A 17639-nucleotide genomic window follows, 5' to 3' on the forward strand; every position below is an offset into this window, starting at 1 on the left:
GGTGGGATCGACGACAATGCCCGCCGGTGTCACGACACGACGGGCATTGCGGTTATTTGGTTATGCCTGTTCGAGGACGGGCCTGCGTCGATCATGCACCACCGAGAATCCGACGTTTCACGTCTCGTGGTGGCTCGGCCCGAATCTGCTGACCGAACCACCGTCTCGAGCAAACACCGAGCGTGCCCGGCACCGTCCAGGATTCCATCGAGAGCACCGGGCGGGGAAGTGCCGAAAGTCCCACGAACCTCTTTCTGCCGGCGTGCACCGTCCCTGGCGGCCGACCGGTTCAGGGCAACGGAGCGGTCCAGGTGATGCGGGTGCCCGGCCCGCGGGGACCTGGCCGGGTGGCGGGCCCGTAGTCGAAACTGCCGCCGGCGTCGCGGGCGCGGTCGGCGAGGTTGGCCAGACCGCTGGCGGTGAGGTCGGTATCGGCCGGAATGCCGATGCCGTTGTCCTCGACGGTGATGGTGAGTGCGTCGTCGACGGTGACGTCGAGGGCGAGGGTGTCGGCGTCGGCGTGGCGGACGGTGTTGCTGACAGCTTCGGCGACAACGGCTTCGGCGTGATCGGCCAGCTCGGGCGGTACCGCGTCGAGCGGACCGGTGAATCCGGTGGTGACGTGCAGCCCGGCGGGCTGGGCGTGGCCGCGGACGATGTCGGTGATGCGCTGGCGCAGCCGGGTGGGGCCGGTGTCGGCGTGGAGTTCGTAGATGCTGCCACGGATGTCGGTGATGACCTGCTGCAGTTCGTCGACGGCGTCGGACAGGCGCTGCTGGACGTCGGGACGGTGGCTGTAGCCGACGGCGCCTTGGAGAGAGAGTCCGATCGCGAACACCCGTTGGATGACGTGATCGTGCAGGTCGCGCGCGATGCGGTCGCGGTCGGCGAATACGTCGAGCTCCCGGACGCGCTGCTGCATCCGAGCCGCATCCAACGCCAATGCCGCCTGCCCGGTGAATCCTTTACACAGTTCGGCGACCTCAACGGGATAGGACGGCTGCTCTGCGGAGCGGGCGCAGACCAGCACGCCGAGTGCGGTGGCGCCGGTGTGCAGGGGTAGCAGCAGGACCGGTCCGTCTCCGAACAACGCACTGTCGCTGCGGTCGATGCGGGGATTGCTGGTCGTTTTGCCGTCGCGGAAGACCTCGGAGATGCTGTCGGTGACCGGGATTCGCCGGTCGAGTCGAGTGTCCGGTCCGGCCCAGTGAGTGATGTGCAGTTCGGTGACTTCGTCGGCGGGAACGTCGGGGTCGTCGCTGATAGCAATCCAGGCCCGCTCGGAGCAGGTCAATTCCCTCGCTCGGTCTACGACGTGGCCCAGCACGGTGTCGGGATGGGCGGCGGCGAGGAATTCGGTGGTCAACTCCGAGGTCGCGGCGATCCACCGATGGCGAAGCTGCGCGGATCCGAACAGCCGCGCATTGTCGACGGCGATGCCGGCGGCGGACGCTAGAGCGCTGAGGAAGACCTCGTCGTCCGCGGTGAACGGCTGGCCGTTGGTCTTCTCGGCCAGGTAGAGGCTGCCGAAATTCTCGCCGCGGATGCGGAGCGGCACACCGAGGAAGCTGTGCATCGGTGGATGATGCTCGGGAAATCCCACCGATTCCGGATGCCGGGCGAGGTCGTCGAGACGCAGGGCTTTCGGGTCGGTGAGCGTGACTCCCAGTACTCCGCGCCCGCGTGGCAGGTGCCCGATCCGGGCGACGGTCTCGGCGTCGATGCCTTCGTGCACGAATCGGGCCAGTGTGCCGTCGGCGCCCAGCACACCGACCGCGCCGTAGCGAGCGCCGACCAGCCCCTTGGCGGCGTGCACGATCGCATGCAGGGTGTCGTCGAGATTCAGGTCGGCGGTCACGGCCAGCATGGCCTCGATCAGGCTGTCGGTCTGGTCGCGGGCACTGATGACGTCCTCGACCCGGTCGCGCAGCTCGGACAGAACCGTGTGCAGTTGCAGCTGCGAGAGCGCGTCACGCGCCGCGACACTGCCCTCGATCGCGCGCTCGCTCCCGTTGTTGTCAGACGGCCCGCCGCCCATGGCGGCCACCTCCCTCGCAGACACCCACGTGACCCTGCGTCCAAAATCGAAACGCCTATGTTCCATACCGGTGCGCTACCTGTAGCGTAAACCGATCCGAGGGCTCTCGAGGCGCCGGACGATCACTGTTGTAATGAGGGCGCTACGGCGTGTGGAGTGTCCGGTTCATCGTCGGTGAGGGTGAAGTAGTTTTCCTCTTCCTGCAGGAAGTGCAGGTGCAGCAGAGCGTGCAGGCCGTAGAGGCAGGCGAGCAGATCGTCGACCTGGTCCGCGGCGATGTGACCGGTGGAACGGGCCAGTTGTAGATGAGTGCCGATGCGCGTGGTCAGTCGCTGGATCTCGGCGTGGGTGCGGCTCATCGTGGCCGTGGCTTCGCTGCTGCCCAGCGGCCCGGCCAGTTTCGGATACAGCTGGGTCTCCTCGGCGGTTTCGTGCGGAAGCAGCCGGTCGACCAGGAATGTGTAGGCCTCCTCGACCGCGGACAGCGCCGTGGGATCGGAGTGCTGGGCGAGCCGGTCGGCGGAGGTGCGCAGCAGGCTGAGCGTGTCGCGTAGTTCGTCGTGCTCGCCCGCGAAGCGGTGCAGCAGCCGGCCGGTGTCGGCAGGCAGCTGGGCGCGCGCGGCGGGACTACCGCGAAGCGCACGCAGCGCGTTGACGATGACCGCGACATCGATGGCTTCCTGAAGCAGCGCGCCGGCCGCCGGCGGGAGCCACCCCAGCGCCGCGATGACCATGGCCACCAGCGACATGCCCATGCCGGCCACAGCGCTTTGCACCGCGATGCGGCGTGACCAGCGCGCGGTGTCCATCGCGTCGGCGAGCCGGTCGAGGCGGTCGGTGGCCAGCACGATGTCGGCGGCTTCCGACGAGGCGGTCGAGCCGCGCGCTCCCATGGCGACTCCGACGGTGGCCGCGGCCAGCGCCGGGGCGTCGTTGACGCCATCGCCGACCATCACCGTGGGCGCGGCCTCGCGTTCACGTTGTACCGCATGCACTTTGTCGGCGGGGCTCTGACCGGCGTAGACCTCGTCGAGTCCCAGGACGGTACCCACCTCACGGGCGGGCTCGGGCCGATCACCGGTCAGCATCACCAGCCGGTTCAACCCGGCCTGCCGCAGGCGTCGCACCGTGCGCGGCGCGTGGCGGCGCAGCGGGTCGCGCAGCAGTATCGCGGCGGTGAGCCGGTCGTCGACGGTGATCCACGCGATCGCCGCCGAGTCCAGACTCGCCTGGTTGACCACCGCGCGCGCCCAGTCGGCGGTAGTGGCGGTATCGGGTAGTTTCCCGACCTCGATGCGGTGACCGTCGACGACACCGCGCACTCCGCGCCCGGCCTGCTCGGTGACATCCGTGGGCAACGACAGCACCAGATTACGGGCCAGCGCCTCGGTGACGATCGCTTCGGCCAGCACATGCGGTGACAGTTGGTCGAGGGAGGCGGCGAGCCGCATCGCCTCGGCGGAGTCGGCGCCCGGGGCCGCGACCACCGCGGTGACCACCGGCCTGCCGGCAGTCAGGGTGCCTGTCTTGTCCATCACCAAAGTTGTTGCGTGCCCGAGGTTTTCCAACGCGCCGCCGCTGCGGATGATCACCCCGTGCCGCGAGGCACGCGACAACCCCGACACGATCGCCACCGGCGCGGCCAACAGCAACGGACACGGCGTCGCCACCACCAGCACCGCTACCGCCCGTACCAGCGAGCCACTGAACACCCAGGCGCCCGCCGCCACGAGCAGCGTCAGCGGAAGGAACCACGCCGCATAGCGGTCGGCCAGCCGGACGACCGGCGCGTTCTCCGCACCGGCTTCCTGGGCCAGTCGCACGATCCCGGCGTAGGTACTGGCCTCGGCAGTGGCGGTGGCACGCAGTTCGAAGGTCGCGCCCGCGTTGACCACCCCGGAGCGCACCGGCTCCCCGATCTCGCGTTCGACCTGCAGCGGCTCCCCGGTCAGCACCGACTCGTCGAGGACAGCGGCGGGACCGATGATCCGCCCGTCGACCGGGACCACCTCACCGGCCGCGACGACCACGACGTCGTCGACGGCTATGTCGTCGAGCGCGACCGTGGTGACCTCGCCCCCGACGCGGCGACGTGCAGACCGTGGTGCGTGCTCGAGCAGCGCCCGCAAATCGTGGGAGGCCCGCCGTTCCGCGGCGGCATCCAGGGTGCGGCCGGTGGCCAGCATCACCGCGATCAACGCACCCGCCAGATACTCGCCCACCACGAGCGTGCCGACCAGCGAGAGCACCGCGATCAGATCGACCCCCGCGCGTCCCTTCACCACGGTGGCCACCATCCACCACACCGCCGGCACGATCGCCGCGATCCAGAACCCGTCCGCCACCCCGGAAGACCCTGCGGCCCAAGCGATCAGCCCACCGAACAGTGCGACAGCCACCACCACCAGCAGTGCCGGCTCGACCCACCGCCGAACCCGACCTGCCCAGCTGCCTGTCGCGGAGTCCTGGGCAACCATCGGCGTCTCCTCTCCCGGGTGGTCGTCCTCGTCGACCTCCCTGCGCGCACACTGCTCGGCCGGCACCTGCGCACGCGCTTCTTCGCGCAGGCTCGCCGCATCTCAACGATCGAGCATCGACGCGGGCACGGAGCAGAGGACGAGGAATCCCGGCAACGGGTACAACGTCACAGAACGGACAGCCGTTGCCGGGCACGGGCGGTCAGCGCAGATAGGACATGACGGTCATCATTCCGGCTTCCTGGTGGTAGGCGTTGTGGCAGTGCAGCATCCATTGGCCAGGGTTGGTGGTGTCGAGATCGGCTTCTATCGTTTGCATGGAGCCGACGATGACGGTGTCCTTGCGTGGCCCGTTTCCCGCCGCGGTGCGGAGTTGGAATGTATGGCCGTGTAAGTGCATCGGATGAAACATCGTGGTCCGATTGGTGAATCGCAGCCGGATCCGCTGCCCCGCGGTCACGTCGAGGGGTGCGCGGTGGTCATAGGTTCGGCCGTTGAGGGTCCAGATGTATCCGCGATTGTCGGCGCCGAGGGCGACGTCGAGAGTGTGGTCGGGATTTTTCCGCGGTAGCCGGGCGCTGTCGGTGGCGGTGAGCCGGTCCGCGGTCAGCGGAGCAGCGGCGAGCTCGGCCGGACGCACATCCGATGCGGGTGCGGCGCCGCCGCCGGTGCGGATGAGCGCGAACCCCTGCCCCGCTTTACCCTCGGCCGCGGCGACGAGAGGAAAGACGCCATCGGCGAGATCGACGATCGCATCGTAACGTTCGCCCATGCTGATGAGCAGACTGTCGGTGCTGGTCGGCACAACGGGGTAGCCGTCGGTGTGGGTGACCCGTAACCGGTGGCCTCCGACAGCGACGCGGAAGGCGGTATCGGCGCCGGCATTGATGATTCGCAACCGCATCCGCTGACCGGGCCTACCGGAAAGGGTGACCGGGTCGGTGCCGGTGCGGCCGTTGATGAGAAAGTACGGGTAGTCCTTGACGTCGCCGGCGTCGCTGCCGAGCGGATTGTTCGGGTCGGTGGGCATCGACATGCCGCCCATGTTCATCCCGCTCATTCCGCCCATATTCATGCCACCCATGCCACTCATGCCGCCGGCCTGTAGTTGCTGCAGTTGTTTGTCGGGTGTGCGGCCGCCGATACCGTCGAGCCAGTCGTCGAGGACGATGACGGCCTCGGTGTCGTAGTCGCGGCCGTCGGCGGGGTCTTCGACGATCAGCGGCGCGTACAGCCCGCGGTCGAGTTGCAATCCGACGTGCGGATGGAACCAGTACGTCCCGGAATCGGGGGTGGTGAACTCGTAGGGAAAACCGCCGCCGGCGGCGATCGCGGGCTGAGTGATGTCGGGGCTGCCGTCCATATCGTTGCGCAGCGCGATGCCGTGCCAATGGATCGTGGTCGGCGCGGGCAACGTGTTGGTGACCTCGGCGCGCAGGACCTCGCCGCGAGCCACGCGGATCTCCTGGCCGGGCAGCCGGCCACCGTAGGTCCAGGTATCGACCTGAACCCCGCCGAGATCGACAGTGGTGGGTTGGGCGCGCAGGTTCACCTGCCGGACCGGGGCGTTCGGGGTGCGGCGCGCGGCCTCGGCGGCCTTCACCTCGGCCGAGTCGGGAAGGACGAGGTCACGGCGGGGTTCGGGATTGTTCGAGCAAGCTGCCACCGCGGCCGCCGCCGCTGTGCTCGCGGTGAGTGCGAGAAAGCGGCGCCGGTTCAGCGGTGCCGGAGACGAAGAGTGACTAGGCGACATGAGCGCTCCTGTAAGAGTGAGAACTGCCGATGACACGGGTCGACGCAGTCGAGGCCCGGCCCCTCGCGGGTTCGGGCACGACTGCGACTTGTCAGACCCGTAGGACCGACGGTTCTGCCAGGCCAGGTGCCGGCCACGCCCGGTGGATGCGCCGCCACCCCGGTACCCCGAACCTACACCCCGGGGGGTATAGCCACGATCAGAACACCCGACGCCACAGGACTGAGAACTCGATAGGAATACCGCGTCCAAAAGTGTTGTGGCAGTAGTTCTCCCAGGCCAAGGCTGTGCGACCCTCGCCCGGCCGTGTGCTCGACAGCAGGGAATGTCTCGGCCGGCTGCGTCAATTTCGAAGATGTGCCACTGTACGGTGTCCCGCAACGGCTTATCCGACATGGTCTGCGATTTCCGTTGGTGGCGCCAGGCTCGGTTCCTCGTCATGGCATCAGGATGAGCCGGCCGCCGACGCCACCCTTTTCGAGACGGTGGTGTGCTTCGGCTGCTCGCGCCAGGGGCATCGTGTCGGCGATCCGTGCGGTCAGGGTTCGGTCGGCGAGCTTCCGGTTGAGCACGGTCGCGGCGGCGGCCAGGTCGGTGACGGCGGCGTTGCTGATCACGAACCCAGCCAGGGTGATGTCGTGGGTGTAGACGCGGTCGACGGGTAGCGGCACCCGCGCCTGCGGTCCGGCCGCTGTCAGCAGGAGCCGGCCCCCGCGGGCCAGCAACACGACCGCGACGTCGATATCGTGATGACCCGAGGTGTCCCAATACACGTCCAACCCCGCAGGCGCCGCCGCCCGGATCTGCTCGGCCATGTCGGGGTCCCGGTAGTCGACCACCACAGCGGCCCCCGCATCGCGGACACGCTCGAGCCCGTTCCCGGAGGCGGACGCGATCACCCGGGCGCCGGCCGCGCGCGCCAGGCGGACCGCGGCATCGCCCACGTTTCCGGCACCGCCGCCGATATATACGGCGTCTCCCAGCCCGAGCCGAGCGTGCCGGAACAGCCCCAACCATGCCGTGGCAGCCGGATGTGCGACACCGACCGCCTGGACCGGATCCACCCCGCCGGGCAGGTGGTACAGCCGGTCGACCGGGACAACCACGTACTGCGCGAACGAGCCCTGCCGGCCACCGTGGCCCAGACTGTTGCACCACACCGCGTCCCCGACCGCATACCCGGCTACCCCGCCGCCGACCGCCGCGACGTTTCCGACCAGGTCGCGGCCGATGATGAACGGGAAGGGAGTCGGCGTCGCATACGCCCCCGACCGCACGAACGTGTCCACCGGGTCGACCGTGACCGCGTGGACGGCCACCAGCACATCGGTGGGCCCGATTCGCGGGACGGGCAACCGTCCGTAGCGGATCGCATCGGCCGGGCCGAGCGACTCCACGTAGGCCGCGTACATCACGTCCGGAATCCCGGCCATCGCGCCTGCCTCCTTTCGGCCGATGAGGCGCCGACACGGCGGTCACGGCCTGGGGACTTACTCGATCCCGTACGTTGCGGCCCAGGCCGCCCGCAGCTCGGACTCGGTGGCATGCCCGAACTGGTAGGCCGGCGAGTCCACCGGCAGGGCGCGGTCCACGGTCACCAGCACCGCTTCGATCGCGGGATATCCCGGTCCCTGTGTGGCGAGCAACCAGTCGTGAATCCACTCGAACACCGCACTGCCGGGGCCGTGGAATTCGGCGGTTCCCTTGAACCGGTAGCCGCGTCGTTTGAGGAAGTCGACCACGTTGATTTCCAGTCGGGGATCACGCCGCAAGTTGGCGACCGTGCCCGGCGATGCCTGATTCAGGAACACCAGATGGTCGTCGTCGTACACCCGCACGGTTCCCTTCGGGGAAAGGTTCGGTGATCCGTCCGCGCACACCGTGGCGACGAACCCGAGTTTGGCGCTGTCCACGATCGAGCGCATGTCCTCGTCGATGACACCCATGTCCCGTGCCTACCCCCGGACCTGCCGGCGAATCCGAGCCCGCTCCCGTCACAGCAATCACCAGACTCGTCAGGCGCGCGGCGACCACTGTCCCACGTCGCTGACGGACAGCCCCCAAGTCAGGAGAAGGCCCCGATGAACCGTTCGACGACTGCGAACTTCAGGCGACGATGTCTCGGCCGCCGAAAGCGTCCATCCGGCCGGCCGTGCCCCGCCATTCCCGCTCCTCGGTCCAGTCCGACCCGGGATCCAGCCTCACCGCCCAGCTCTGCAGTTGCGGTGTTGCAGCCGATATCGTTACGCAGTAACCGGGCAGGCTCGAGCAGACACTGCGATGATGTTCGCATCACGGGCGGCACCGGATACCCAGGCGGGGATCTGATCACCGACACTGTCGCCCGGTTGCTGGACCAGCAGCGGTTCGCATTCCGCTTCTATCGACTACCCCGCCCGATACGCCAACCCGATGCCCATCGTCATCGCCATCTCCGGCGACGGTCAGGGCACTGTGCCCAGGTCCTCCGGGCAGGAAGCCACCGAAGACGAGCATGTCATCGGACCACACCGACAGCGCCGCGCGGGGTCCGACACCGCCCGTCCCCTCGATTCCGCCAGGCCCGGCGAGACCCAAGAGCGCACGGAGACGACGACTCCCGCCGTGCCGGCAGCGCTGCTCCACGACAACACGAAGGGGTACGTGCAGGTACCACCCAAATGCCCTGCGGGCAGGGCCCGATCGACCCTATCGGCCGTGCAGGCCCGCGATCATCGTTGATTGATGGCCGACAATCCAGGGATTTCCAGCATGACCTCTGTGGTCCGTGATCGGATGCGGGTGGTGAACAAATACGTGACCAACCCGGTCATGATGACCATGGCAGGCCGCGAACATTGGTACGCGGGAGTGGTGCGGCACACCGGCCGACGTTCCGGAAAAGCCTATGCCACGCCCGTGGTCGTGGAAGAGGTGCCGGACGGGGTCATCATTCCGCTGCCGTACGGCACGCGAGTCGATTGGCTCCGCAATGTCCTGCACGAGGGCCGAGCCACCATCCAGGTCCACGGCCACACATTGGACACGATCGATCCCGCGATCATCACCGCCGAGAAAGCAGAACCACGGCTGCCCCCTCGGCATCGACGCACCCTTCACCGACTCAAGGTCGACAAGTACCTCGAACTGCATACCCAGTCGGGCCAGCCCTCCTAGTGGGTGCGCCCGTTTGTTCGTCGGGGGTTGCCAGGCGGTGGGGTCGTTGAGGTAGAGGGCGCAGGCGCAGTCGAGTGTTTCGGCGGGTGCCAGCGGGGCGGCCGTTGGGAAGGATGGAGTTGTGGTAGCCGTCTCGGCTGGCGAGGTAGATAGCGAATCCCCAGGTGGTGCGTATCCGGTGTAGCGCAGTCGCATCAGTGGCAGTCGGGTGCCGTCGGCGAGTTCGCCGGTGATGTAGGCGAACGCGCCGTGGTATCGGACGTGGACGACGGCCAGTTGCGGCCAGCGTTCGGCTGCGTGGGCGGCCAGTCGCTGTCGCAGTGAGGTTTTGGTCGATTCCGGCGGTGTGGCCATGGGGTTCAGCCTGTCATGACGGCGGCTGCGGCGTGGCGCGCCGGTTCTCGGTGGCCGGTCGGGCACAGTGTCCCGGTCGTTGATCATGTTGAGGGACAAGGGAGTATCGTCGTGCCACCGCGGAGTGTCGGCACGGAGTCCGCATGTTGTCGTCCTGACCGCCGGCCAGCGGTCGCAGTTGGAAGCGATCACCCGCCGCTCCTCGGCACCGATGCGGCAGGTGCTGCGGGGCGGATCGTGCTCGCAGCACCTGCCGGGCAGTCGAATGCCGGTATCGCCCGCGCCCTCGCGATCACTGCCGACACGGCCCGCAAGTGGCGGAAACGGTTCTGCGGCAATGGGATCGATGGGTTGATCGATCTGCCGCGCAGTGGCCGTCCCCGCACGTTCACCGCGGAGCAGGTCGCCGAGGTCAAGGCCGCTCGGGCGCTGGACCTGTATGCCCGCATCTGGGACGACGAACCACTCGGCGCGGACGACTACGTGCTCTCCGCTGATGAGAAACCAGGTGTCCAGGCACGTCACCGCCTCCGCCGCAGGCTCGGGCCCGCGGCTCGGCGGCCGATGAGGGTCGAGTCCGAACACCAGCGCGGCGGCACTCTGGCCTACTTCGCCGCCTACGCGTGCACCGCGCCCACGTCATCGGCCGCTGCGGGCCGACCACCGGTATCGAACCGTTCGGCCGGCTTGCCGCGCAGGTCATGACCAGCGAGCCCTACCTCAGTGCGCGGCGGGTGTTCTGGATCGTCGACAACGGAGCCTCCCACCGCAACTGGGCCGCAGCGAAACGACTCGACGACGCCTACCCGAACGCGCACATGGTGCACCTGCCGGCCCACGCCTCCTGGCTTAACCAGGTGGAGGTCTACTGTTCCGTCGTGCAACCCCGACCTGACCGCCGTCGCCGACCGGCTGCTCGCCTTCCAGGACCACTACAACGCCACCGCCCGGCCGTTCATTCGACTGGACCTTCACCCGCGACGACCTCAACGACCTACTGCACCAGCTCGGCCGCCACGACCTGGCCACGCCCCTCCCGCTTGCCGCGTGACCCCCGACGAACTGACGGGCGCACCCACTAGTTGCCGTCCACGTCGATCGGATGGGCTGCTGCCGCGACAGCCGTCCGATCTACCGGGTCTTTGCGTTCCGAAAAAACCCTCTTCGTGACTTGACTGCCGTCCTCGACGTGCTTACTTCGCCGCTCCGTAGCCACCGCCCCCTGGAGTCTCCACAATCAAGACGTCGCCGGGCTGCAGTTGCGCGGAATCCGCACCGCGCAACCGCACGATGGTGCCGTCCGCACGCTCGATGCGATTGATGCCCAGTGCTCCGGGCGCGCCGCCGGCCATGCCGTACGGCGGGACCCGACGGTGACTCGATAGTGTCGAGACGGTCACCTGTTCGGTGAACCGGAGCCGCCGCAACGCGCCGTCGCCACCGTGCCAGCGTCCGATTCCTCCGCTACCGGTGCGTATCGCGAATTCCTCCAGTAGCACCGGCAGGCGCCACTCCAGCACCTCCGGATCGGTGAGCCGGGAGTTGGTCATGTGCGTCTGCACCACGGATGTCCCGTCGAAGCCCTCACCTGCGCCGGAACCGGAGCCGATGGTCTCGTAATACTGGCATCGGTCGTTTCCGAAAGTAACGTTGTTCATCGTGCCCGAGCCCTCGGCCTGCGCTCCCAGCGCGGCATACAGCGCCCCGGTGATCGCCTGCGACGTCTCGACATTGCCCGCGACGACGGCGGCCGGCGGACGCGGCGCGAGCATACAACCGGCAGGCACGATGATCCGCAGTGGGCGCAAGCAGCCGTCGTTGAGCGGAATTTCATCGGCGACCAGGGTTCGAAAGACATACAGCACCGCGGCGTTGGCCACCGCATAGGGAGCGTTGAAATTGCCCTCGAGCTGCGCTGATGTGCCGGTGAAATCGATTATGGCGCTTCGGCTTTCGCGGTCGACGCGCACGTGGACCGCGATGATGGCGCCGAGGTCGTTCTCGTAGCGGTATTCGCCGTCGTGGAGGGCCTCGATGACGCGGCGAACCGACTCCTCCGCGTTGTCCTGTACGTGCCGCATGTAGGCCTGCACGACGTCGAGCCCGAAATGCCTGATCATCTTGCCGACCTCTTCGACACCTTTGGCGTTGGCGGCGACCTGGGCGCGCAGATCGGCGAGGTTCGTGGCGGGATTGCGGGACGGATACGGCGACTCGGTCAGTAGCTGGTAGGTCTCCGCTTCCCTGAACCGCTCGTGTTCGACGAGCAGCCAGTTGTCGAAGACGATGCCCTCCTCCTCGATGCGGCGGCTGTCCGCGGGCATGGAACCCGGTGCTGTACCGCCGATTTCGGCATGGTGCCCGCGGGAGGCGACGTAGAACAGCACGCGCGTGCCCGCTGTGTCGAAGACCGGGGTGATGACCGTGATGTCGGGCAGATGAGTGCCCCCGTGATAGGGATCGTTGACCGCGTAGCAGTCACCCGGCCGCATGGTCGTCGTGCGGCGGATCACCTCCTTGACGCTGGTGCCCATCGATCCCAGGTGCACGGGAATATGCGGCGCGTTGGCTACCAGATTGCCGTCGGGGTCGAACAGGGCGCAGGAGAAATCAAGGCGCTCTTTGATATTCACGGATTGAGATGTCGACTCCAGCCGGGCGCCCATCTGCTCGGCGATCGACATGAACAAGTTGTTGAACACCTCCAGCAGCACCGGGTCGGCGTCGGTGCGCACTCGGACGCCGGTGGGTGCGACGGCCCGTTGCATGATCAGATGTCCCGTCTCGTGCACCCTGGCCTGCCACCCCTCGTCGACTACCACCGTGGCGTTGGTCTCGGTGATCAACGCGGGCCCGATGATGGCCTCGGCGGACGTCAATTCGTCTCGGATGTAGAGATGGACCTCGCGCCAGGACCCCCCAGTGTGCAGTCGCACCGTGCGGGGTCCGGTGGTTGTCGATGTCGTGGGAACCAATCCGGAGAGGTTCGGCGCTTCGGTGAGTCCGGTCGTCTCCACCGAGAGCGCTTCCACGACCAGGGGGCGATCCAGGGTGAATGAGTATGTGGCGCGGTGGCGGGCCACGAAATCGGCTGCCATGCGATCGGGTCCGGTGAGTTCGACGGTGAGGGCGGTATCGGTGCCGTCGTAGCGCACCTGGGCACGTCGAACTACCCGGATTCGATGCTCCGGAACGTCTTCGGCCAGCAGTTCGGCACGTGCCGCTGCCTCGAGCGCATCCGCGGTGGCCGTGACCCGCGCCATCGAATCCGGGTGCAGCGGCAGTTCCACCGACTGTTCTCGCATCGCGGTGGTGTCGGCCAGACCGATGCCCAGTGCAGACAGCACCCCGGCCAGGGGAGGGACAAGAATGGTTCGGATGCCGAGCGAATCGGCCACCGCGCACGTGAGCTGTCCGCCCGCGCCGCCGAAGGTGGTCAAGGCGTAACGGGTAACGTCATGCCCCTTCTGCACCGAGATTCGTTTGACGGCGGCGGCGATGTTGGCGACCGCGATCCGGAGATATCCCTCGGCGACCTGTTCCGGTGTGCGGTTGTCGCCAGTCTTCGCGCGGATGTCCGCGGCCAACTCCGCGAATCGCGTGCGAACCCACTCGGCGTCCACCGGCTGATCGCCGGTCGGACCGAAAACCGCGGGGAAGCTGTCGGGTTGAATCCGCCCGAGCATCACGTTCGCGTCGGTGACCGTCAACGGCCCGCCGCCGCGGTAGCACGCCGGTCCCGGCACGGCGCCTGCCGAATCGGGGCCGACCCGGTAGCGGCTGCCGTCGAAATGCAGCACCGAACCGCCCCCGGCGGCAACGGTGTGGATATCGAGCATCGGCGCGCGTAACCGCACCCCGGCCAGCTGCGTTGTGAACACGCGCTCGAACTCGCCCGCGAAATGGGAGACGTCGGTAGACGTTCCGCCCATATCGAAACCGATGACCCGATCGAAACCTGCCAGCCGCGACATCCGTGCCATGCCGACGATGCCGCCGGCCGGTCCGGACAGAATGGCGTCCTTGCCGCGGAATTGCCCCGCCGCGGCGAGTCCGCCATTGGACTGCATGAACAGCAGCCGAACACCGGCGAGCTGATCGGAAACGTGCCGGACATAGCGGCGCAGCACCGGCGACAGATAGGCATCCACAACGGTCGTATCGCCGCGCGGCACCAGCTTCATCAGCGGACTCACTTCGCTGGACAACGAAACCTGGGTGAATCCGATGCGGTCGGCGAGCAGGCCGATTTCGCGTTCGTGATCGGGATAACGGTACGAGTGCATGCACACCACCGCGATGGCACGAATACCGCTGTCGTACACGGCTTTCAGCTCATCCGCCACAGTATCGGCATCCAGCGGCGCCAGCACCGTGCCGTCGGCGGCGATCCGTTCGTCGACTTCGATCACCCGCTCGTACAACAGTTCCGGCAGGATGATCTCGCGGGCGAAGATCTGCGGGCGGTTCTGATAGGCGATGCGCAGCGCGTCACGAAAGCCTGTGGTGATGACCAGCGCCGTGCGGTCACCCGTGCGCTCGAGCAGCCCGTTGGTGGCGACCGTGGTGCCCATTCGGACGGCATCGATCCGCGCGGATGCGATATTTTCGATACCGGACCGGTTCAGGATCTCGCGAATGCCTGCTATCGCGGGGTCGAGGTAGCGCGCCGGGTTCTGCGATAGCAATTTGTGGCTGATCAGCTCCCCGTCCGGGCGGCGCGCCACCACGTCGGTGAATGTGCCGCCCCGATCGATCCAGAACTGCCAGCCGACCTCTCGGCCGGACGAAAGGGAATTCGCCAACCACGCCTCCTCGGCTCCGCGACGGCCTGCAGCATGGACCGCTCGCAATGTGATCGGTATCCAAGATGCCAATTGAAGTATCCATGCACTGTGCCCGGTGGTGCCAGCTTTTGCCGGCGCGATGTCGGCGCACGTCAACGCGGGTCATGCCGCGCGCCTGACGTCGGTTCGGGGATATACGGCATATAGGGTCCACTAATTCAGGGGAGCCCCGCCGACGCCCGCTCGTATCCGGCTCGTGTTGTCAGCTCGGTTCCGGGATGCCGATCTCTTCGCTGGGTTCCGGGGCGAATACGACCATCACGTCGTCGACGCCGAGCCAGAAGTTGTAGCCGGTTCCGGAGGGGCTCGATGCCGCCGAGGTCGAGTCGAAGGACCTCGGACATCGGTTCGCGGAAGATCTCCATCCCGTATTCGGTGAAGGCATCGGTGGTTCTTGCCGAGTAGCGCCGGCCGCTGTCGGTGATCAGTTCGACGCCCATCCGCGGTTCGTCCGGGCTTGGACACGATGACATCCTTGGCGGCGACCGGCAATTCGCTCTCTGTTCCGGGTGCCCCCTCATGAAAGGCGTCGCCCACTTCGTAGAAGGTTCGGAACGACTCGCCATGTCGCGGCAAGTCGATTCCATTGGGGCGCAGGGACGTACGAACACTACAAGCGTGCAGACCTCGCGAGCGCGGGGAGTAGTTCGTTCAGTGGGTCCACCACCTGTGCGGCGGATAGTTGGCCGTGATGCCCCGCTGGACGTCCCCGATGATCAGTGCTGTATTCACGATTGACCCATCTTGCCCCGACTTCGTGGGCGGGAGGCGGAAGGAACACGCCCGCGCATGCCGGGTTCTCGACGAGATTCTGGCGTGCGAGCTCTGTTTGTCGATAGTCGCCAGACTCATGGTGCTTGCTCCCCTGAGGCCTGAATCGCACCGGGATGTCCGGAGAACATCATCATCTCCGGACTCACCGGGGCGGTTCAGTGCCGGTGGGATCGAGGGCCATGATGGCGAGGTAGACGCATTTCAGTGCGGCCTGCTCGTTGGGAAGTGCCCGCGAGCACGGACCGCCCGACGAATGCGGGCGTTCACGCTCTCGATCGCGTTGGTCGAACACACCACTCGCCGGATCTCTGTGTCGAACGCCAGGAACGGCACGAACTCCGCCCCACGCGTTCTCCCAAAGCCGCACGATCGCAGGATATTTCGTCCCCCATTCCCACGGAACTCGCAGAATCGTTCCAGCGCAGCGGCTTCGGTGGGTGCGGAGTAGACCGGTTTCAACGCCGCCGCGATCGCCGGTCGGCGCTTGTCAAGCCGTTGTGTCAAGCCATCGTCGTTGTTTTACGCGCGATTACTACCGGAACCCCCGGATAGGAGGCCGGGAAACCGATAACTTCCGGCAACTCGGCGGCTATTGGGCAGTCCGCCGATTCACGCTTCGACTCGCTTCCGTAAACCGTTGAGCGTGCTGTTCACCAGCCCTTTGATCACCCGCTTGCGGATGAAGCCGGGTAGCGGCAAGTTGTGGTGGATGGTCAACTGGTAGGTGACCGATGTGGTGTCCGGGCCGGCATCTTCGAGCTGGTACCGGCCTTCCTGACCGGTCTGCAATCGGCCTTCCACCATCGACCAGCTCATGCCGTCGTCACGATGCCGGTAGGTCAAGGTGTAGGTGTCGGTGCCGACCGTCGCCGACGCCTTGAACCGGGCGGTCACCGGCAGCCCGGTCTGCTCGTCGACCTCGAGCACGTCGGCTTCGAGGATCTCTGGAATCCACTCCGGCTGATGTTGCAGGTCGCGGATGGTCTCGAGCACCCGCGCCACCGGCGCGTGCAGGCGGACGGTTACGGCGGCGCTGTCAGTGGGCACGGCGGCCATCCCCGGCGTCGTTCACTGCTTCGGATCCGGTATCGATGTCGGTCATGAGATCGGTCTCTCCTCGCGGTGGAGATGTCGGTGCTGCTCTGGCCGAGGGTGTCTGCTCGTGACAGTACTCTCACGTCGCGGCGCCGCCAGGGGTCATGTCCCGGCGGCTGTCGGGCCCTGATCGGACGCTGGTCGATCACGCGTTCGAACTGGCGTGAGCACGGGCTCGCCCGAGCCCCAGCTCCGGTCTCCGGTGATGCGGCGGTTCATCGCCCGCGCCATCCATCCGGCCTGCAACACCGCCCGCGCCGGAAATGGGCCGGAATGCCGTTGCTCGACGGTCTCGATCCACAGCGCCAGCCAGCGCTGGAAGTGAGCGGCCGTGAGCGGATGCTGCTCGTGCAGGCGGAGGTGGACGGCGAGGGCGGCGGTAAGACTTGGTACCGAACAGCACCGTCTCCCAGAAGTCGCACATCACGGGCAGGTGCGATTCCAGACCGGCCTCGCGGAGTTCGGTGAACGGTTCCGCGAGCAGCTCATCGGTCAGTGCCCGGCCGTAGAAAAAAGCCGTGTCCAGGCAGTGCCTGGACACGGCATCGAAGGCACACATACCCGATAAAAAGGTGTCCGGAGGGGGACACATCGTTTTCGGCACCGCATTCTGCTGACCGGATCGGTCGCACCCCAGGGAACGCGTTACGGACGGTGAATCAGCCGGTGCCGGAGGTGGGAGGTGTGCGGTACCAGGTTTGAACGTCGGAGAGGGTGGCGGCGGTCGCGTTGACCAGTGGTGCGCCGAATTGTTCGGTGTCGCCGGTGGCAATCACGAACCGGGCCGGCGCGGAGCCGGTGACAACGAGGGTGTAGGTGCCGGCCTGCGCGGCCGAGGCGGTGTCGGCGAGGGTTAGGTACGAGGTCTGGGTGAACGGTTCGAAGAAGGGGGCGCGCGCGGTGTTATCGAGAGTGGTCACGGCTCGGTCGGGGCCGAGGATCGACAGTCGGGGCAATTGCGGGACGGGTAGCTCGTTCTCGGGGGCCAGATCGGGAATGAGGAGCTGGGCATGGAAGGGCTCGCCTCTGGAGAGTTGGATGCGGACCGCGCGTGTGTCGCCGACCGCGCTGGTTCGGCCGTAGAAGGCGAACGAGACGGTTCCGATAGGGGCGAATGGACTCGTGTCGAGGGCGTCGACGGTGTC

The 17639-nt window shown here is 67.1% G+C and carries 11 protein-coding genes and 1 pseudogene; 2 read left to right on the top strand and 10 right to left on the bottom strand.

What is annotated here, in order from left to right; genetic code table 11:
• Positions 1–289: 289 nt before the first annotated feature.
• The 5 genes from NN2_RS30040 to NN2_RS30060 form a co-directional block, all read right to left on the bottom strand.
• Positions 290–2038, bottom strand: a complete 1749-nt coding sequence (locus NN2_RS30040) for a sensor histidine kinase (protein ID WP_063018016.1) — start codon at positions 2036–2038, stop codon at positions 290–292.
• 122 nt (positions 2039–2160) lie between these two features.
• A complete protein-coding gene (locus tag NN2_RS30045; RefSeq protein WP_063017995.1) occupies positions 2161–4515 on the bottom strand; it encodes a heavy metal translocating P-type ATPase in 2355 nt (784 codons plus the stop codon).
• Positions 4516–4717: 202 nt separating this feature from the next.
• Positions 4718–6268, bottom strand: coding sequence for a multicopper oxidase family protein (locus tag NN2_RS30050; RefSeq protein WP_063017997.1), 1551 nt, complete (start codon positions 6266–6268; stop codon positions 4718–4720).
• Positions 6269–6705: 437 nt separating this feature from the next.
• Positions 6706–7701: an NADPH:quinone reductase gene (locus tag NN2_RS30055; RefSeq protein ID WP_063017999.1), complete on the bottom strand. Its 996-nt coding sequence runs from the start codon at positions 7699–7701 to the stop codon at positions 6706–6708.
• A gap of 57 nt (positions 7702–7758) precedes the next feature.
• Positions 7759–8214: a pyridoxamine 5'-phosphate oxidase family protein gene (locus tag NN2_RS30060; protein ID WP_062967967.1), complete on the bottom strand. Its 456-nt coding sequence runs from the start codon at positions 8212–8214 to the stop codon at positions 7759–7761.
• 805 nt (positions 8215–9019) lie between these two features.
• Between NN2_RS30060 and NN2_RS30070 the strand changes: the two genes are divergently transcribed.
• Complete coding sequence (locus NN2_RS30070; RefSeq protein WP_245658916.1) at positions 9020–9424, top strand: nitroreductase family deazaflavin-dependent oxidoreductase; 405 nt, start codon at positions 9020–9022, stop codon at positions 9422–9424.
• A 591-nt stretch (positions 9425–10015) separates the two neighbouring features.
• Positions 10016–10483: a helix-turn-helix domain-containing protein gene (locus NN2_RS38790; RefSeq protein ID WP_245658917.1), complete on the top strand. Its 468-nt coding sequence runs from the start codon at positions 10016–10018 to the stop codon at positions 10481–10483.
• A 488-nt stretch (positions 10484–10971) separates the two neighbouring features.
• Here the strand turns inward: NN2_RS38790 and NN2_RS30080 are convergent, their stop codons facing one another.
• The 5 genes and pseudogenes from NN2_RS30080 to NN2_RS37910 all read right to left on the bottom strand — a co-directional run.
• Positions 10972–14583 (bottom strand): hydantoinase B/oxoprolinase family protein, encoded by a 3612-nt coding sequence (locus NN2_RS30080; RefSeq protein WP_063018004.1) that lies wholly within the window; start codon positions 14581–14583, stop codon positions 10972–10974.
• A 1017-nt stretch (positions 14584–15600) separates the two neighbouring features.
• A complete protein-coding gene (locus tag NN2_RS36690) occupies positions 15601–15903 on the bottom strand; it encodes a transposase (protein ID WP_082857384.1) in 303 nt (100 codons plus the stop codon).
• 105 nt (positions 15904–16008) lie between these two features.
• Positions 16009–16446 carry an SRPBCC family protein gene (locus NN2_RS30090; protein ID WP_063018020.1) on the bottom strand — a complete coding sequence of 146 codons (438 nt, stop codon included), beginning with the start codon at positions 16444–16446 and terminating at the stop codon, positions 16009–16011.
• A 150-nt stretch (positions 16447–16596) separates the two neighbouring features.
• Positions 16597–17053 (bottom strand): annotated as a pseudogene (locus NN2_RS39235) (group III truncated hemoglobin).
• Between the two features lie 100 nt (positions 17054–17153).
• A partial coding sequence (locus NN2_RS37910) for a hypothetical protein (RefSeq protein ID WP_218022075.1) occupies positions 17154–17639 on the bottom strand: 486 nt, incomplete at its 5' end.

This window comes from Nocardia nova NBRC 15556 (genome assembly GCF_001613005.1).
GTDB classification, from domain to species: domain Bacteria; phylum Actinomycetota; class Actinomycetes; order Mycobacteriales; family Mycobacteriaceae; genus Nocardia; species Nocardia nova.